Origin of the sequence: Bacillus cereus group sp. MYBK195-1, from assembly GCF_051916605.1 — a bacterium.
Classification (GTDB): Bacteria; Bacillota; Bacilli; order Bacillales; family Bacillaceae_G; genus Bacillus_A; species Bacillus_A cereus.
Genome location: NZ_JBQAGZ010000004.1, coordinates 137,149 through 153,994 on the forward strand (window position 1 = coordinate 137,149; position 16,846 = coordinate 153,994).

Genomic DNA, 16,846 nt, shown 5'->3' on the forward strand with positions numbered 1-16,846 from the left:
TTTTGCAAATATAGAGTGAACATAGCATATATGTAATTATATTTATTACTAAAAAAGAAATCTTATCAAAGGATAAATATAAATTAATAATTTTTTTGTATAAAAAGCCCATCTCCTTCTAGCCATTCTGCTAAAAAAACATCATTATAACTAGAGATATTTTGGGAAAGGAGTTGTTTTTTTAACCAGGATTCATCAAAGTTTAAATCTTTTAATTCATCCCATAAGACTTTTCCATCCCTTATAAGTGTTACAGGAACATACACTGGCGTATCAGGCATGTTAAAATCTTCTCGAGTAGTTTTTTGATATTGTATTTTTTTTAAGATGCTAATGGCCCCATTAGCTTCCAAATAACAAAACGCAACTTCTCGAATTGAAAAAGTCTCACTCTGTCTTAGTAAACTTTGTAATTGATTAATATTCATCTTATTGTTCTTTAAAGCTTCCCTGTCAATTATGCCATTTTTTATAAGTGCAGATGGCTTTCCTTCAAAAGCTCCTCTAAAAAATAAAAATTTTTGGCCAAGGTACTCCACAATAAAAAGTAAAAATCCCCATAAAGTCATAGAATAGATAATATGATAAACACTAATATTTTTGTCATAAACTGCATTTCCGAGTAATTCACCTAAGACTATGGCAGAGATAAATGTGAATGGGGTAATTTGATTAATAATTTTCCTGCCAACAAACTTAATTATTATAAAAAGAAGAAAAAAACCAATAATAAGTTCAGTAGTTAGATGCATATATATCATATTTTAAAAACTCCAATCATAAAGTTTTTAACAAAAGTAGTTCTAATAGAAAAATGAATTATAAGAAATATGGGAAGGAAGTTATAGTAGATAGTAAACTGTATTTTTGTTTAATCTCAAAAGGATATATTTTATGTTATTTCCAGCATATATGTTGCATATACATATCTCAATTTAATAAGGGGATTGACCAATTAAATAACATAAAAAACATGCTAATACATTGTTAGGAGTAAAAAATGAATTTCCCTCGCATAGGATAATTTGAACAAGAAATGGTTAATTTCTTGTTCGTCATAGTTTGAATTAGTTGTCACACAGTTCAGCCATATTAAACGTTTATGAATAATAGTTTTACGTATTAAGGGTACGGCAATAATCTTTTTTGGAGTCACTCACAAATTTATGATAAGAGGTAGTTCAAATAGTTAACTAACTACTTGAACTACCTCTTTGTTTTACCTAATTTGAGTACAGAAATGATTATAATTTAACCAATTAAGATTTTTTCTTCAGCATAACGAATCTTATTATGCTCATTTTTGGCCATAGCAAGCGCAAATGCCATCGTCAATGGTCCTAATCTTCCAATAAACATCATGATTGTAATCAAAATACGCCCTACAGGAGTAAGGTCTCCTGTTAATCCTGCGCTAAGTCCAACTGTTCCAAATGCAGAAACCGTTTCAAATAAAATTTGAGAGAATTCAGCATGTTTTTCAGTAATTGTTAATAAGAAAAATATAATAAAGATAAACATAACCGCTGTCGTAGCAATAGCGATTGCTCGATTCACTAAATTTTGGGGAATTCTTCTTTTAAATATATGAATTTCCTCTCTATTTCGTATGATTGCTGTAATGGATAATAAAAGCAGGAATGCTGTTGTTACCTTAATTCCACCACCAGTTGATCCAGAGGATGCTCCTATAAACATTAATGCAATCATATAGACTTGAGAACTCATTGCCATTTGTCCAATATCAATGGTATTAAATCCTGCTGTCCTAGGGACAACACCTTGGAAATATGATGCCCATATTTTATCATCGAACGACAATGTTCCTAATGTTGCAGGGTTATTGTATTCTAAAAATAAAATAATGATGGAACTTATGACGTTAAGAAACAGTGTGGCTACTAAAACAAGTTTGGTATGCAGCGAGAAATCTCTGATTTTTCTTTTCTTAATCACATCTAAAATTACAATAAAACCAATTCCACCACTTATAAATAAGAACGTAATTATTATATTGACTACAGGATCTCCTACCCACTTACTTAAACTGTCTGGTTCTAACCCAAATCCAGCATTATTAAATGCGGAAATCGTATGGAATACCCCATAATATATCGCTTTTGGCCAAGGCATTTCATATGACCAGCGAATCGCTAAAACAGTTGCTCCAACTAATTCAATCACAAGTGTAATCAAAATAATTTGTTGTACTAATTTTATAATTCCTTGCAAAGACAAAGAATTAATGGACTCCTGAAGTAACAGTCTCTTCTTTATCCCGATTTTTTTCCCTAAAATAAGAAACATCAAAATTCCACTTGTCATAAAACCCCAACCACCAAGCTGGATAAGGATAAGCAAAACAATTTGTCCAAATACAGTAAATGTGCTTCCTGTATCAACTACTGCAAGTCCTGTTACGCACACAGCCGATGTCGCCTCAAAAAGAGCATCAATAAACGATAAATGATGACGATCTTGGGTAGAAACAGGTAACATAAGTAAAAATGTTCCAATTAAAATCAAACCTAAAAAACCTAATACTAAAATATGTGCTGGATTTAGTTTAAAGACTAGGTTTTGTTTTTTGAAAATTTTATGAACCAAAATACTAACTCCCCTCAAATGATAAATGTATATGTGTGATTGCTTTTCCCATAAAAACAATATCATATAAAGAATAACAGTGTGATATAAATGTAAAAAATCCTCTTTTCGCTTGTCAGCTAAAAAGAGGATTTTTTACATATAGGATTCAATGGAATAAATTGTGAAAAGGTTGAATCTAGATAACAACTGGATACCTAAAAGTCAGTATATTTCGATGAGTTTGCCTTAAAAAGAGTTAAGGAAAAGCGATATTAAAACATTTAGAGGTGCAACTAAGATATATATATATTGGTTGAATCCTTTTATCATTTTGCAGAATTCTTCTTACACAAAAAACCCTGTGCACAATAGTGGATAATATCTCTTCTTTTAACAATACCTATAAAAATACCCTCATCATCTGTAACGGGAACAAAGTTTTGCTCCATAGCTCTTGATACAAGGTCTTCAATTTCTGCATTGATGGAAACAGGTTCATTAAATCGGTGTAATGAAATCTCACTTACCAGAACTTGATGGGTATTGTTAAAGTTTAAAGATGATGTTTTTTTTGAGCGTCCAGAGTAAATCACCTTCTGTAAGTGTACCTGCATATTCACCCTTATCATTGACTAAGGGAATAGCTGTATATCGATAGTGTTCTAATTTCTCTAAAGCCTGGCCCATTGTTGAATTCATGTTTATATATACAAGCTCACTCTTAGGAGTAAGAAAAAATGCAATGTTCATTTTATTGAATCTCCTTTAATAATTCATTCTCTAATTAATCTTTATATTTTATTCATAGCATTATTTAAAATCCAAAGTTTAAACTATGGATTTTTGACATAAATCTCGCATTTAATGGATTATCTCGTATTTCTTTTGAATAAACAAGTAGCTCTTTATTAAAGTTTATTAAAAACACTACATTGTCCTATTAAAAAGATGATGAAATATACAGAATAACCAAAAGAAAAAAGGTATGGCTCCCTTGTAATAAACCGACTGTTTATGGGACTGTATATATTTTTATCTAAATCCAAGAAAATACTATTTAAAATTAGTTTCAAAATGTATTATCAAAAATAAAAGTTCCTAACATATTAGTTATGTATAATATGTTAGGAATTTAATTGTTTTATGTGTTCTTGGATTTAGGACTTGATAAATTTAAAATAGTATAAAATTTACAAAGAACTCTTCAAAAATTATAAATAGCGAAATATAACAAAGGTGGTATATCTTTTTCATAAATCATATTCTGGGGGATTATCTTGGTTCTTGTTGTTTGGCTGTAAAGGAATTACTTTAGGAGAATTTAAATGTTTTATAGTTTGATAATCTAAATGCTTTTCTAATTCTTGTATAAATGATGTTGGATTTTCAAAGGTTTCTTGTAATGCTAAGTTTATGATATGTGATTTAGAGTTACCTGTATTTAGCATATTTACGAGTTCATTTTCTTTGTTACTATAGGTAAACATGGCTAATAATGATTTTTGAATTCTATAATTTTTTTGTTTTAGACTCTGAATGGTCAATTCTTGTTTATTTAATTTATTTTGTAATTTATTATTTTTATCTTCCAATTGTTTAATTTTTGCAGCGATATTGTACAAATGTTTATCATAAGGCTCTAAATACTCCCACAGTAAATCTTTGTTTTTCCCGCCATACTTATCAATCAGCTCTTTAATATCAATTAAGTCTAGTTCTATTGATTGAGAAATAGAGACTTTTTGTGACTGTATAGTATTAACTGTATCGACTAACTGACGGCCAATACGATCTTTCTTTTTCCAAAAATCATAGCTTGTTTTGATAGAGAATGTGCCTTGTTCATAAAGGTTAGTAGCATATTCCCAAATATGTTTATATTTTATTTGAGGGTAAGGATTGTGGTTTTGGTTATAAATTCTAAGTAAATATAGTATCTCTTGTTTAAGCTTTTCATTGAGTTCATATTTTTTTGGTCTGCCGGGTCCTTTATTTGAGTTCATCAATCTCCACTCCTAATAGGTATTGTAATCTTGCAATAGAAGTTTTGTCGTATTCTATTCTTTCAAATGTTGTCCTTAGCTCAGTTTTTAATTGAGGATTAATTTTTCCGAATTCATCTAAATGGTGTAAATTATATAGCCCTACTAAGTAATTAATCTTTTTTTGGATATTTTTATAAATTAAACTAATTTCTGTAATGATTAATTCTCGTTTTTCTTGCAACTCATGTAGTGATATGCCCCAATGTTTGCAGAAGTAACATCCTGTAAAGTTCCAATTGAATGAGGGACAGGGCATTGTTTTATCTTTACAATAACCCAGGTTCAATTCGATAAAATTACTGGATGCATTACGATTGTAGGTGTTACATTCACTATAAGCAATGTCATCGTATAGTTTTTCATATTCTTAAATACCATGTGGTGACACGAAGTTCTCTGTATTTTGTAATATAAATTGGTTTGTTAATCTTTGTATATCTGTGTCAATCCAAAATTTCATATGGTTCCCATAAGAATATTGTGTGTTAAGGTCAAAGTGGCCTGCCAGTCTCTCAATCTCGACTCGGTCATATCCTTGCATCATTAGTGATATGATAGCTATATGTCTCAAATCACCGGGTTTAAGTTGATGGTTAATCTCTAAGTTATATTCCTCTTTAATAACCTCCATATAAAAACATTCAATTAATTTTTGTAAATATTCTCGAGTGAATATTTTTTGTTCATAGTTTATAGAGCTCTTTATATTCTTTAATGTTAGTTCCTTAAAGGCTTCGAAAGATATTAGGTATTCGGAAGATTCATATTCTGATGTTAGCTGTAAGTATTGTGTAATTTTACCGTTTAATTCTTTTGGGATTGGCAATGTATCGTATGTTAGTTCAGTTCTGTTTTTTTTATTCCGTCTTTGCTTAAGACGAGGGAAAGTTAGGGTATTCTCTGTAAGAGAGAGACAATCTTTCTTAATTAAACAAAATTCACTAGGGCGCATTGGTATAATGGATGTTATATCCCACCATAGGATGACTGGGAAGAATTTAGTTAGCTTATTGAATTTTAATTTGTCTGTTATCTTATCTTGATGGGTTATAAAAAAATATTCTATACAGTCTTTAAAGACTAAGATATCTTTTGGTGGAGGCAAATCACGATTGCTTGTAGATGATTTTATTTTAGCTCTTTCATTTTCTAATATCTGAATGTAATACGGATCTATAGGGAGATCTGTATAAAATTTTGAAAAGCTAAGAAAACTATTTATAAAGCGTAGTATGGTTTCGGGAGCCACAGCTTTGGTTACATAGTCATTACTTCTAGAGTTTTTTCTACTATAGACTTTACCGGAGTTAATTAATTGGATTAAATTTTCATAGTTCGTTTGAAATCCTTTTGTGAGTCGACAAATAGAGTATAAATTACTAAAAAGTTTATAGGTTACCGAGGGGGATTTAGAATCTAAATGTAAAATAATCCAACATTTTAAAGCTAGTATACATTCATTAACTACTAAATTACTATTAAACTTAAGCAATGGTTGAAAAGATTCAAAATTGAAATAATAAGTTTGACCATTGATTAATTCAGTAAATGACCAGATATTACTTTCGAAATCCTTTGTTTGATTAAAAGATTTTATATCGAAATACTCGTTAAATAATTGTTGAGCCTCTATAACATTTTCATTAATATCAAATACGTTATCAAGGGTTGAAAGGTCTTCTAAAACTTTATGATTAATTTTTAACAAGCGAATCCTCCTTCATTACGCAATTGTATTTAATAGATTCCGTCTGTCAAATATTTTTTAGTCTTTGGTAATTGTTGAGAAAGGAGCGTGAATTTTTCTTTGCCACCTTCAACAAAATCATATATTAAATCACCAAACTGTACTTTAGCTGATTGAACTTGTACCCAAAGCAAGTAGAAATGATTGGCCATTTTTTTCTGTTCTCCTTCTTTAGCACTATCAAAATGAGAAATTATATGATGAATCCCTTTTAGATACGTGTTCATTAAATTTGATAAGGCATATACATTAACAATAGAAAAGGGACAACAGGTGCAGTCTCTATTACTGGTTATATCGTCATATTTGCATCTAGAAAAGACACACTGGTAATATTCTTGTTTAGAATATAATGTATTGGCCATTGCTTCAGAGAGGAGATGTTGAATCTCCTCTTTTTTTAAGCCGTTTATTAAATCTATAACTTCCCATTGTTCAGTTGCTAGACGATCTATGAGGCCAGAAGATACTTCTATTTTTTGAACATCACCAAATTTCTTTGTTAACTCTAGCATTTTTTGTGTTTCTACATTTTTTTCAATGCTTAATCCATCAAATAATTTGTTAGTTAATAGCTGAGTTATATAGCCGAAGGAACTTCTTTCAAAGATTTGCTCTATTAAATGAGTAAGTTGCTTCTCATCTAATTTAATGTAGTGCATTGTTGAATCTTCATTAAAGTGAGATCTTGAAACTTTAGCGGCGTTTAAAGATCTTAATACAGACCAAATCAAAGTAGTAAGCGTACGATTCATTTTTCGATTAGAAAATTTAAATTCATTTTTGAAATATTAAAAAAAGACTTTATGTATTGTATGTCTCGGTTGAACTGTATAACGAGTTTTAATCCATATTAAAGCACCTACATTTTTGGGGATATTCTTAGGTGATGTGTTTTTTTGATTTGAACTTGGAGCAACGATATGATAAGCGCTTACGCGTAATTGACAAATACTTATGGCTGTTGCAAAAGCGATTTTTAAAGGATCAGCAATCCGAAAAATGCTGTCTGCGCCAGTTTTGTGGATCTTTTTTACATAACGACCTACCTGGAAGATTATAGAGTTAGCATCATCTATTGAAGGGTTATTTTGTTTTAACCAATCTAGGTCTGTAATCGAAGTATTCGATAAGTCTACTTCTGGAATTTGAGTTATAACTGTTGCATGGCGCCAATTATTTGTAAGTTGTATTAATATGTATAACCAATAACTGTCATAATTACAGTATTTGTTTCCCTTAAGAAAAGATTCGACATCTTGAATTGCAGTAAGTTTGTGTATTGATAAGTCATTGACAAATCGATATAAATCTTTGTACTCCTCATAGGTATATCTAGATAAATCTACATCACGTTGATTTAAAAAATGGTTAGGATTAGTAAGTTTGTCCAGTGTGTAAGGTGGTTTTTGTGTAACCTCATAAATAGAAGCATAAACTTCTCGGCAAAAATGATATAGGATGCGCTGGTAAGTACGAGGTATGTTTGAGTTTTCTTCAAAAAAGAATTTGTTTAAGGATGATGCAGAATAACTATAGATTTCTTTAGTTAATAAATCTGCTAAATGGAAACTTGTTTTTGAGAGTTGGTTAATGTAAATGCTAATATTTGAACTTCTGGTAGCGTGTAATTGTTTTCGAACATATTGAAACCACAGATCTTTAGTTCGTATTAATTTTTTTGAAAAAGAAATTTGTAAAAGTGTTTCTGTTTTGTAAATGAACTCTTTAAAAGGGTCGTCCATTTCGATACTAATTAGGTTTTTGCTGTTTTTACGATCTAATAAATATTGGTGAACATCTTCTTTTCGAAATAAATTCTTACTGCCATTGTATCTTTTTAATACACCCATTAATAAAGAGGGACATTCAGTAGGTTGAATATTGTTTCTTGGTATATAGGAATACAAAAAATTTGTAGTAGAACCATCTTTGTCCATAAGTAATTTAATCTCCTGGATTGTGTAATATTCTTGCTTATATTGACGTTTTAGAAGCGTTTGTTTTTCGATTAAGTTATGGATTTCATCTTTTGAAAAGAAGTAAATAAAACTTATTTTATCTGTATTGAATTTGTATTCTAATATTTCTACGGGTTTAATGTCATAGTGATCTAATACAGTATTGATGTAATCACTACTGAGTGAAAGATAATTCATTACTTGCTTCTTTGTATAATATTTTTCCCTATACTCAATATATTTGTCATTGCGCTGGGCGTAACTGCCATTCCCTCCACTAGTAATTCCTTTTCTATACGTCTGTAAGTAGTGGTAATCGTTTTTTGAAATAAATTTGCCATCGTGGCTACTGCCATAAAGCGTATGTATTTTTATATTAATGTGATGTAAGAGGGTGACTAAGTTACTTCGCCCCATAGATAATTCATTTAATACTTTGTTGATACTCACATGTTGTTCAAAAAAATTAACGATTTTCTCACGAAGAAAAACATGGTGTTGGGGTTGAGTTATATTTTTGAAATATAAAGGTATTGTAAGTTCCTTGTAACCCAATAAGTTATTTAAATTGTATTTTTGAATGTTGTTAATCACACTTAGTAATGCCCGGCGTGGGAAAAATTTTTTTGATTTTTTATCTATAGAGCTTATTCTTAATAAATCATATCCAGTAATGTATTTATCATCGGTTATATACTTTTCAATGAATTCTAGTGGAATAAAAATATCTTTGTATATTGTGTTGAACTTATGTAGAGGAATATTATGTGTTTTACATAGCTTTCTTAATGTTTGAGGAGAAATATTACAGCTATCCATGATTTGTTTACCAGACATGTGTTTTGCTAGGTAGGCAGAGTCTTCATGTTGATTTAGAAAAAGTTTTGTATCATTTGTCTCCCAAACATCTAGAATATTTGCAGTGGCTAATTGTTTTAGTGTTTGTGTATACAGGTGTTTTGAAAAAAAGGTGCTGATGGATTTAAGCCAATTCTTTCTGCAAACTGATCACTACTAATTACAGCTTCTTTAATCTGTAAATTCTGTGTATCGGTTATCTGGATTAGCAAAGTGCATGACATCCTTCCATGTTTTATTCAATTCAATCTCTTCAAATTCATAGGATGAATCACTAGATTTAGGGGATATAATATCTATTGCGCGTATAATGCTACTTGTTGCAGTTAAAATATCGGTGTAGTCTAACATTGCTTGAGGTGATCTATCTCCTCTTAAGATAGCAGTTTGTACAGCACTGTAGAGCATCTAAGCAAAGGTTGGTAAAGGCACCACGTCCGATGTGTGTACTCCATTTTGTCTCACGAAACTCTTTGAAATCTTCATATCGCCCATTTGTATTTTTTAACATTCCTAAGTAAAAGCGTTTCAAATTATTGAACGTATTTCGGTAAGTATGGGTCTGCATTGCTTCCCCACGACTATTAATAAATAAAGCTAAATTACTTTTAAACTTACTTTTCCCTTTCATGGAACGATGCTTTTTATTCAACCAATCTAAATGTTTTTTGTATAAGTAAGGAACAAGTGGATCTAGTAAAACAGCTTGATCCCGTGGACGTTTCACTTGGTTGTTACTTTGAGGAGAATATAAAGGAAATAAATTTGATTGCCTATCTCGAATTTTTAAAATTATTCCTTTTTCCCCATATTGTGAGTTGTTTTGGGGCAGTACAGAATTTATATCAAGGTTCATACATTCGGCTGCACGTAACCCACCGAATATCTGTAAGCAAACTGCAAATGCTATATGAGGAAATTCTATTTTCGCTAGCATTAAAAATTCTCTTATTATTTTTAAACGTATGGCTTGTTTTTCTTGTGGTGTTGTCCACTTTTGAGTTAGGAAATCTTTTTTCTTAATTACGTCAAGGTCATAGTCTTGTTGTTTGGGCTTCTTATAATAGAGATTTACATTGAAGGTACTTGTTTGTCTATATGATTTGTTTCCATTTAAATTGTTGGAATGGCTTGATCTATTTATCAGAGGTGTATTCTTTAAAACTTTTTTTTGGATTCCAAAAAAGTAATAAAAATGTAGAAGGTAATATTCTTTGCGTTTAACAGTATCACGTAGGTTCCCTTTTTCTCCACAATACTCTAGAAAAGCTTCCATATGGCATAATCTTAAATCAGCGATACCTCTTATCTTTTTAAATATCGAATGACCACTGTTCTTTTGATGGAGTATATAGTTTAGAAATTGTACCAAGGTATCTGCAACTGCCTTTTCGCTGTTTATTGAACCTGATTCATTATATTAATTCTTATCAAGGAAGTCTGTAACTGGGTGAGGGATTATAATTTCATCTTCTATTAGAAGACCAATTATATATCGACTATCTGAAATGTATTCATTGCCTTTCATTCGGTATATGGGAACTTCTCTTTTAACGAATTTTATTGTATCTTCGTTAGACTCTAAATCCATATGTCCACCTATTCCTATTTTATAGTTAAATGCTTTAAAAGAATTTACTTCTATTCTAAGGGTTAGTTATCTTAATTTTAGCACAATTTTTGTAGAAAGGGCGTAAAAAGAAAGCTCTATACAGATGGTCTCTAGAGGGGATTCTTGAAAGAAATGATAGGATTCTATAATTTGCTCTTTTTTGTTTGGATATCTTCTAGATCATGTCATCATTGGAGATAATAGTTATGTAAGTTTATTGAAAAAGGGGATTATCTAATACAAAGCAATAAGCTAACTATGTTTAAGGGCATGTATGGAGGAATAGGAAGATTCCAGAGCGTTTATTCGCATGGATCTTCTTATTTTTTATTTGTAAGGTTGATTTATAAATGAATTCATAATATGTGATTCGTGGAAATGGATAGATTAAAAGTTCAGAAATATAGGATAAGAAAAAAAGGATCTATGCCTAATAAACTAACAAGATAGCTCTAACCTAAAGCGAGCAAAATTAGCTTAAAGGCTTTTGATATGAAGGAAAAAGAAGTAGCAAGCTGCTCAAGTGATAGAAAAGTAGTAGAAGAAAATCCAATAGCATTCAACGAGCAAACTTTGGAGTTAGTAAACCGTTTGTAGCTGAAGGGAATAATGCGGGGATTGAAGATTTGAATGCACAATTTGTTCTCAAGGCAATGGAAATAGCCTTAGAAAAGAATGCGCTTAAGGTGAACGTAAACGTTTAGAACAAGTATTAGCTAAATATCGAAAAGAAGCTTAAGTCAAATGGAATTTTCTTCCCTAAAAGAGCTGTTCCATTGTTATACATAAGAACCCCTCTTGAATATCAAGGAGGGAACGGTATAATCTCGTTTGGGTTCGAACCAGCGACCGCTACCTTGTTAAGGTGGCGGTCTTTTTGATATATTAATCTTCTTTCTGTATTATAAATTCCCAAAACTTCTTTAATTCCTCTCGCTTTTGGGGAGAGGCACTTTTAATTGATGTAAACCATTGCTCTAATTCTGTATTATGTACTTCGGTACTATCTTTTGCAATGAATCCTATTTCTTCTAATAAGGATTTAGTACTTATATTCATGGCGTTTGCTATCTTTTCTATTACTAATAGTGTTGGTTCTACAGGTTTTCCTGTTCTGGAATCTACGCCTTTTTCAAGTTTGTCTATATAAGTATGACTAACATCGCATTTTTGAGCAAAATCGCGCAAGGATAGTTTATTTGTTAATCGATAATTTTTAATAATTTCACCAAGAGTTTTCTTCATATGTAATCCTCCTATTACAATTGTAAACAATAATTTACAAAAAGAAACTAAAATAGAGAAAAAACATGTAAAACATTGTTGACGATTCAGTAAACTATGGTTTACAATTGATTTGTAATCATATGAATACATAAGCGGAGAGGAGTAGAGAAGTGAATAAGATAGCTGAATTACGGAAAGAAAAACTTATATCACAAGAAAAATTAGCGGAACAAGTTGGTTTATCGCGCACTTATATTTCTGAGATAGAGAATAATAAAAAACAACCAAACGTTAAGTTAGCTATAAAAATAGCAAAGGTTTTGGGAAAAAGCGTTGAATCTATTTTTGGGCCCAATTGTAAACTATAGTTTACAATTGGGTGAGTGAGAATTCAATTACCTTACATAGCAGCTACCTCATAATCTAAACAATTTAATTAACGGTAAAAAATACGGAGAAGGAAGTGGTTAAATATGAACATGAAAACATTTGAAATGCGTGAAAAACGATTAGCAGAACTACTAGGTGCGAAAGTATTATGGGAATTTATAAGTGCTGTAACAGAGGAAATTGAAAAGCAGGAATTAGAGTCGACACCAGGTTTGTTAGAAGATCTATTCATACATGTGAAAGAAACCATTCAAATTCAAAATATGAATCAACGCATAACAAAAGCCCCTGTAAAAACAGAGGCTGGTAGTATAGATAAAGAGACATTATATATAGAAGCATATGTAGAATTAATTAATCATAAGTTTCTTATTTCTGAATTAGCTGTAGAGCTTTCATCTGTTCTAAAAGAATTAAATTGTTTTGTTCAATCATCTTTGCCACAGCTTCAAAGTGAGCTTGATTCTCAAGAACCTCAATCTGCTTCTCTTTAGGGAGTGATTGAAGTATTTCTTTTATTTCTTTACACTCGTATATGTTATTCTCCGAGTCTTCGATTAATTTATTGCGACGATTGGTGTATTCAAGTGCACCTAAAGTCGCTAATGCGCGAGGATCTAATCCTAGAATTTCCATGTATCCCTCTCCTTTCCTCTACAATAATTCGATAGGGGGAAGGAGATTCCTTTAATGAATTAGTAGAGTCTTTATATAGCTATACAAATTGTAAATGATTAGTAGACATGTTACCTAGCAGGAATGTAATAGAATTAGACTTTAAAGAGCTTCTAAAAAGGATGAAAAGAAAGGAGAATCCAGTAATTCTTACTCTTTTCTCTTAAATAATCTACATATGATACGTTTGTTTTCTTTTATCATGAATTCTACATTGGATTCTTTGGGGAAGATTAGGGAGATATATAGGATATGGGGGATGGATGAATAGATAAACAAAATGAAAGAGAATTGTAAGAATTACAGGGATTGTTAAGGGGCTATTAGGTAATAAATTTTAAAGTATTTAAGAGTGGGAAGATGTGTATCACTCGTTACTTAAAAAGTAAAAGATTAGACATTAGAATAGGGAAAAGTATTTAAGTTACTTGTATAGATGAAATAATGGAGCATATGAAATTAAAGCATGATGAAACATGTTGAAATAAATAGAAGGGGATCTTTAGGTAGGCTAAGCAGAGAAATAAGGCATGCTGAGAAAGTGGCTATTGAATTCGAAGAAGTTAAATTGTAAAAGGTATCACTTATGTAAGAATATCTATTACTAATTTACTCTATATAAAAAAGCAGCTGTACAAAAGTACAGCTAGTCTTCTTCGCAAATTTATATGGCCTGGATGACGAATTGGGATTTAGGTATATATAGTAATTGTGCTGCTAAGGAAGTTGTTGTGTTAGCAAATGGATATGCTTCCTTATAAAGAAATTTACTATACACTATTTCATTCATTTCAAAGGTCGTATACTGTTTTTTAAGGATTTGTTGAGAAATTTTATTTGTACAAGCAGCAATAAAATCATAATCTCTTTTACTTATTTCTTGAATGGCATGTGAAAGAAGGGTAGTGACTATACCACTTCCCATCCAATCTGGATGACAAGCGCCCATATCTAGATAGACCAATTTTTCTTTATCTAAATGAGAAAACTCAATAGATTCTGTCTCTAATGTATCTAAAAGTTGAAAAATAGGTTCCATTTGCGGGCATAGTTCAACCGCTTTCTCTGTATCTATTAGTGGCTGGGTTACTTTTTTTGTTAAAAGAACTCCAACAATTTGAAAATTTTCTATTGCCACAAATGACATAGCTTGAGATACAGCTTGTTTCATCATTTCTTCGCACATTTTGTGAAAAGGAGCAAAAGGAATTTGTAAACTGCTTACAAGAGGTTCATTATTCACAAAAGAATGTGCAAGTAAATGTGCTGCATCTTTCACGTGGTGTGTATCAAGTAGCTCTATATTCATATGTTTTTCCTCTTTCCTGATGTAATTAATAGTAATTAAAAGGATTAAAAATTTTATTTAATTTAGTTAAGTTTAACTATTAAAGCGCTAACAAAAATGGTTATTAAACATATGAATAAATCTGTTTAGTAGCAATCGAAATATGTTCATAAAGAAATTCTACGATCTCATCTATACATTCAACAGTTGTATATGGAGAGATAGAAAAGAATTTTAATGTAGAAATTGGATTTCTATCATAACTGTTTATTACATCTACTACACAAGAACGAGTTGTATCACCAAAAAATACTTGATCACGATTTTTTCCTAGGTAATTAAATAGTTCTATATTTAATCGGTTTGTATCCTCAATCTCTTCTTTTGTTGCAAGGCCTATTCGTTCTTTTTCCCAATTTTCTTGGCCATCTCCATTCATATAGAAACGGAAAGTTGTAATTGGCCCAAATGTAAAATCATTTGTGATTGCGACTTGAGGTAGAGCCTCACGCAACTTCTCTCTAAATAATAGGTTTACACGAACATAATTTGCTAATAATTTTTGATATCCATCAATTCCAAAGGCTACTAGATTGATATACATGGGAATAGCACTACCAGCTCGTGAACATTCTAAAGTATAGCCTGTATGATAACTCCCATATGATCTATTACCAAGATAAGGTGTATCATCTTGGTCAATGTCCATCAGTTGTAAATCAGTATGATTTTTTACGATTAAAATACTTGAAGCATAAGGTGTTTGTCCTAATTTATGAAAATCAAAACATACACTATCTGCAAGAGACATATATTGCATTTTATCTTGTACGTATTGTAAGGCATTTTTTACATTAGGTTCAAATGAGAGTGGATTTTCTTCAAAATTATAATTATTAAAGAAGCTATAGAATCCGCCCATTGCAGAATCAGCATGGATATAAATAGGCTTTAATTTATATTTTTTCTGTATTGTTTCAGCGCTCTCTTTAATTTTTTTTATATCATCAATGGTAAATGTATCTGTGGACCCCATAGTAGCTAGAATATAGAGGGGGATACCGCCATTTTTAATAACCTGTATCATTTTATTCTCTAAATCTTCTATATCCATAGAATTTGTATAAGGATCAGTTTTTACTTTTATTAAGTGATTTGACCCGATGCCAGTTGCTTCAGCTGACTTTAATAAACTATAATGTGCATTTTCAGAAGCAAAGCAATATACATTTTGTGGAGCGCCATGTTCTTTTGCTGATGGGAATTGTTTAGAAATTGCTAAGCGCAAGCTCGAAAACACGCATCCTTGTCCACCCCATGTTGTATAGCCACCGCTATTATGGGGATTATAACCAATCAGTTTTGAAAGCATGGATACAACTTTTACTTCTGCTTCAGCTGCCCCTGGACCATATACATCCCAAACACCATTACCATTTAAAAGGGCCATGGTTATTACACCTAATAGTGAAGGTATACTTGGTAGTGGTACAGCGTTAGACAAGTAATATTTATTTGGATAAGGATGACCATTCATAAATTGGTTTAGCTCTTCTATAACCTCAGACATAGTGATTCCAGCTAGTGGAATATGACTTTGGTGAATTAAGCCATTGTAGTATCCTTCGGATTTTTCCTCACATTTACCTAAAGAAGCTCGCTCTTCATTTTTTAATCGGTCAAGATTTTTAATTATTTTCTGCATAGATTCTAATAAAAGTTGTTGTTTTTCTTCATTTCCGTCAACGCTCGGAAATAGTTTTAAAATATCTTGCATGCAGTCACTTCTCCTTGTGAAAAACTGGATTTTTATTTTACTTGGTTAAACATAAGGGTATAATGATTTGTAATTGCCCTTTCGAACACTTAGAAATGAGGAGCTATTTAGAAAAAAATGTAATTCCATAGAAGATTATATGAACTATGGAATTTAAAGTAAAGAAAAATTTTTTGATTTATTTTAAAAAAGTAATTGTGAGATAATGAAGTTTCTAAAAATATTTCTGAATTAATTGTTTATTCGGTTTGGATGTTGCCCTAGCATGTATTCAACTAGTGTAATAGATATTTTTATATAATGTAGAACGTATTATAAGGTAGTTGAATATAAGAGCTCAACTACCTTATAAACTGTAGATATTGTTGGAGAAAGATAAAAGAAATAGGTTGGAAGTGCTAAAGATATATTCTAGTGGAGAAGAAGTAGTAGTATGGATTTGGTAGAAAAATCAGCATAATTTTTTATGGAAGAATAATTACTTGATCAAAGTTGTTTAATGAATTCAATTTCATTATCTAATAATAATGGACGAATTAAATGTGGAGAGTTTTCTTTAACCTGATTAGAATTTTTTGCACCAGGAATAGCAACTGAAACGGCTGGGTGAAGGAGAAAAGGATGAGAATAGATCTACCAGATAAAGTAACAAAATATGATCATGTAGATTTATATGA

At 30.9% G+C, this 16,846-nt stretch carries 13 protein-coding genes and 4 pseudogenes; 4 read left to right on the top strand and 13 right to left on the bottom strand.

Annotation, left to right across the window (positions count from 1 at the left end):
* Positions 1 to 83: 83 nt before the first annotated feature.
* The 9 genes and pseudogenes from ACTFRY_RS19240 to ACTFRY_RS19280 form a co-directional block, all read right to left on the bottom strand.
* Positions 84 to 761 (bottom strand): DUF421 domain-containing protein, encoded by a 678-nt coding sequence (locus tag ACTFRY_RS19240; protein ID WP_440032387.1) that lies wholly within the window; start codon positions 759 to 761, stop codon positions 84 to 86.
* 490 nt (positions 762 to 1,251) lie between these two features.
* Positions 1,252 to 2,607, bottom strand: a complete 1,356-nt coding sequence (locus ACTFRY_RS19245) for a TrkH family potassium uptake protein (RefSeq protein ID WP_440032388.1) — start codon at positions 2,605 to 2,607, stop codon at positions 1,252 to 1,254.
* 308 nt (positions 2,608 to 2,915) lie between these two features.
* Positions 2,916 to 3,339: pseudogene (locus tag ACTFRY_RS19250) on the bottom strand (CBS domain-containing protein).
* 500 nt (positions 3,340 to 3,839) lie between these two features.
* Positions 3,840 to 4,592 carry a hypothetical protein gene (locus ACTFRY_RS19255; protein WP_440032389.1) on the bottom strand — a complete coding sequence of 251 codons (753 nt, stop codon included), beginning with the start codon at positions 4,590 to 4,592 and terminating at the stop codon, positions 3,840 to 3,842.
* 409 nt (positions 4,593 to 5,001) lie between these two features.
* Positions 5,002 to 6,342: a site-specific integrase gene (locus tag ACTFRY_RS19260; protein WP_440032390.1), complete on the bottom strand. Its 1,341-nt coding sequence runs from the start codon at positions 6,340 to 6,342 to the stop codon at positions 5,002 to 5,004.
* Positions 6,343 to 6,371: 29 nt separating this feature from the next.
* A complete protein-coding gene (locus ACTFRY_RS19265) occupies positions 6,372 to 7,043 on the bottom strand; it encodes a hypothetical protein (RefSeq protein WP_440032391.1) in 672 nt (223 codons plus the stop codon).
* A 129-nt stretch (positions 7,044 to 7,172) separates the two neighbouring features.
* Positions 7,173 to 9,179, bottom strand: a complete 2,007-nt coding sequence (locus ACTFRY_RS19270; RefSeq protein WP_440032392.1) for a hypothetical protein — start codon at positions 9,177 to 9,179, stop codon at positions 7,173 to 7,175.
* 385 nt (positions 9,180 to 9,564) lie between these two features.
* Positions 9,565 to 10,476 (bottom strand): hypothetical protein, encoded by a 912-nt coding sequence (locus ACTFRY_RS19275; protein WP_440032393.1) that lies wholly within the window; start codon positions 10,474 to 10,476, stop codon positions 9,565 to 9,567.
* Positions 10,477 to 10,620: 144 nt separating this feature from the next.
* A complete protein-coding gene (locus tag ACTFRY_RS19280; RefSeq protein WP_440032394.1) occupies positions 10,621 to 10,791 on the bottom strand; it encodes a hypothetical protein in 171 nt (56 codons plus the stop codon).
* Positions 10,792 to 10,978: 187 nt separating this feature from the next.
* On the opposite strand from ACTFRY_RS19280, the pseudogene ACTFRY_RS19285 reads away from it, so the two are divergent.
* Positions 10,979 to 11,050: pseudogene (locus ACTFRY_RS19285) on the top strand (JAB domain-containing protein); the annotation flags it as partial.
* A 260-nt stretch (positions 11,051 to 11,310) separates the two neighbouring features.
* Positions 11,311 to 11,492, top strand: a pseudogene (locus ACTFRY_RS19290) (DnaD domain-containing protein); the annotation flags it as partial.
* 205 nt (positions 11,493 to 11,697) lie between these two features.
* On the opposite strand, the gene ACTFRY_RS19295 reads toward ACTFRY_RS19290, so the two are convergent.
* Positions 11,698 to 12,057 carry a helix-turn-helix domain-containing protein gene (locus ACTFRY_RS19295; protein WP_440032395.1) on the bottom strand — a complete coding sequence of 120 codons (360 nt, stop codon included), beginning with the start codon at positions 12,055 to 12,057 and terminating at the stop codon, positions 11,698 to 11,700.
* Positions 12,058 to 12,209: 152 nt separating this feature from the next.
* Between ACTFRY_RS19295 and ACTFRY_RS19300 the strand changes: the two genes are divergently transcribed.
* Both ACTFRY_RS19300 and ACTFRY_RS19305 read left to right on the top strand, forming a co-directional pair.
* The gene (locus tag ACTFRY_RS19300; RefSeq protein ID WP_440032396.1) at positions 12,210 to 12,407 is read left to right on the top strand and encodes a helix-turn-helix transcriptional regulator; all 198 of its coding nucleotides are present in this window, start codon (positions 12,210 to 12,212) and stop codon (positions 12,405 to 12,407) included.
* 105 nt (positions 12,408 to 12,512) lie between these two features.
* Positions 12,513 to 12,923, top strand: a complete 411-nt coding sequence (locus ACTFRY_RS19305; RefSeq protein WP_440032397.1) for a hypothetical protein — start codon at positions 12,513 to 12,515, stop codon at positions 12,921 to 12,923.
* A gap of 845 nt (positions 12,924 to 13,768) precedes the next feature.
* Here the strand turns inward: ACTFRY_RS19305 and ACTFRY_RS19310 are convergent.
* The 3 genes and pseudogenes from ACTFRY_RS19310 to ACTFRY_RS19320 all read right to left on the bottom strand — a co-directional run.
* Complete coding sequence (locus ACTFRY_RS19310; RefSeq protein WP_440032398.1) at positions 13,769 to 14,413, bottom strand: hypothetical protein; 645 nt, start codon at positions 14,411 to 14,413, stop codon at positions 13,769 to 13,771.
* 103 nt (positions 14,414 to 14,516) lie between these two features.
* Positions 14,517 to 16,169, bottom strand: coding sequence for a pyridoxal phosphate-dependent decarboxylase family protein (locus tag ACTFRY_RS19315; RefSeq protein ID WP_440032399.1), 1,653 nt, complete (start codon positions 16,167 to 16,169; stop codon positions 14,517 to 14,519).
* Positions 16,170 to 16,655: 486 nt separating this feature from the next.
* Positions 16,656 to 16,784 (bottom strand): annotated as a pseudogene (locus ACTFRY_RS19320) (aldo/keto reductase); the annotation flags it as partial.
* Positions 16,785 to 16,846 lie beyond the last annotated feature (62 nt).

Coding starts and splice junctions, on each gene's coding strand:
- ACTFRY_RS19270 (WP_440032392.1), bottom strand. CDS start 9,179: ATGTCTGGTAAACAAATCATGGATAGCTGTAATATTTCTCCTCAAACA.
- ACTFRY_RS19275 (WP_440032393.1), bottom strand. CDS start 10,476: ATGGAAGCTTTTCTAGAGTATTGTGGAGAAAAAGGGAACCTACGTGAT.
- ACTFRY_RS19305 (WP_440032397.1), top strand. CDS start 12,513: ATGAACATGAAAACATTTGAAATGCGTGAAAAACGATTAGCAGAACTA.
- ACTFRY_RS19255 (WP_440032389.1), bottom strand. CDS start 4,592: ATGAACTCAAATAAAGGACCCGGCAGACCAAAAAAATATGAACTCAAT.
- ACTFRY_RS19310 (WP_440032398.1), bottom strand. CDS start 14,413: ATGAATATAGAGCTACTTGATACACACCACGTGAAAGATGCAGCACAT.
- ACTFRY_RS19315 (WP_440032399.1), bottom strand. CDS start 16,169: ATGCAAGATATTTTAAAACTATTTCCGAGCGTTGACGGAAATGAAGAA.
- ACTFRY_RS19280 (WP_440032394.1), bottom strand. CDS start 10,791: ATGGATTTAGAGTCTAACGAAGATACAATAAAATTCGTTAAAAGAGAA.
- ACTFRY_RS19295 (WP_440032395.1), bottom strand. CDS start 12,057: ATGAAGAAAACTCTTGGTGAAATTATTAAAAATTATCGATTAACAAAT.
- ACTFRY_RS19240 (WP_440032387.1), bottom strand. CDS start 761: ATGATATATATGCATCTAACTACTGAACTTATTATTGGTTTTTTTCTT.
- ACTFRY_RS19265 (WP_440032391.1), bottom strand. CDS start 7,043: ATGCACTACATTAAATTAGATGAGAAGCAACTTACTCATTTAATAGAG.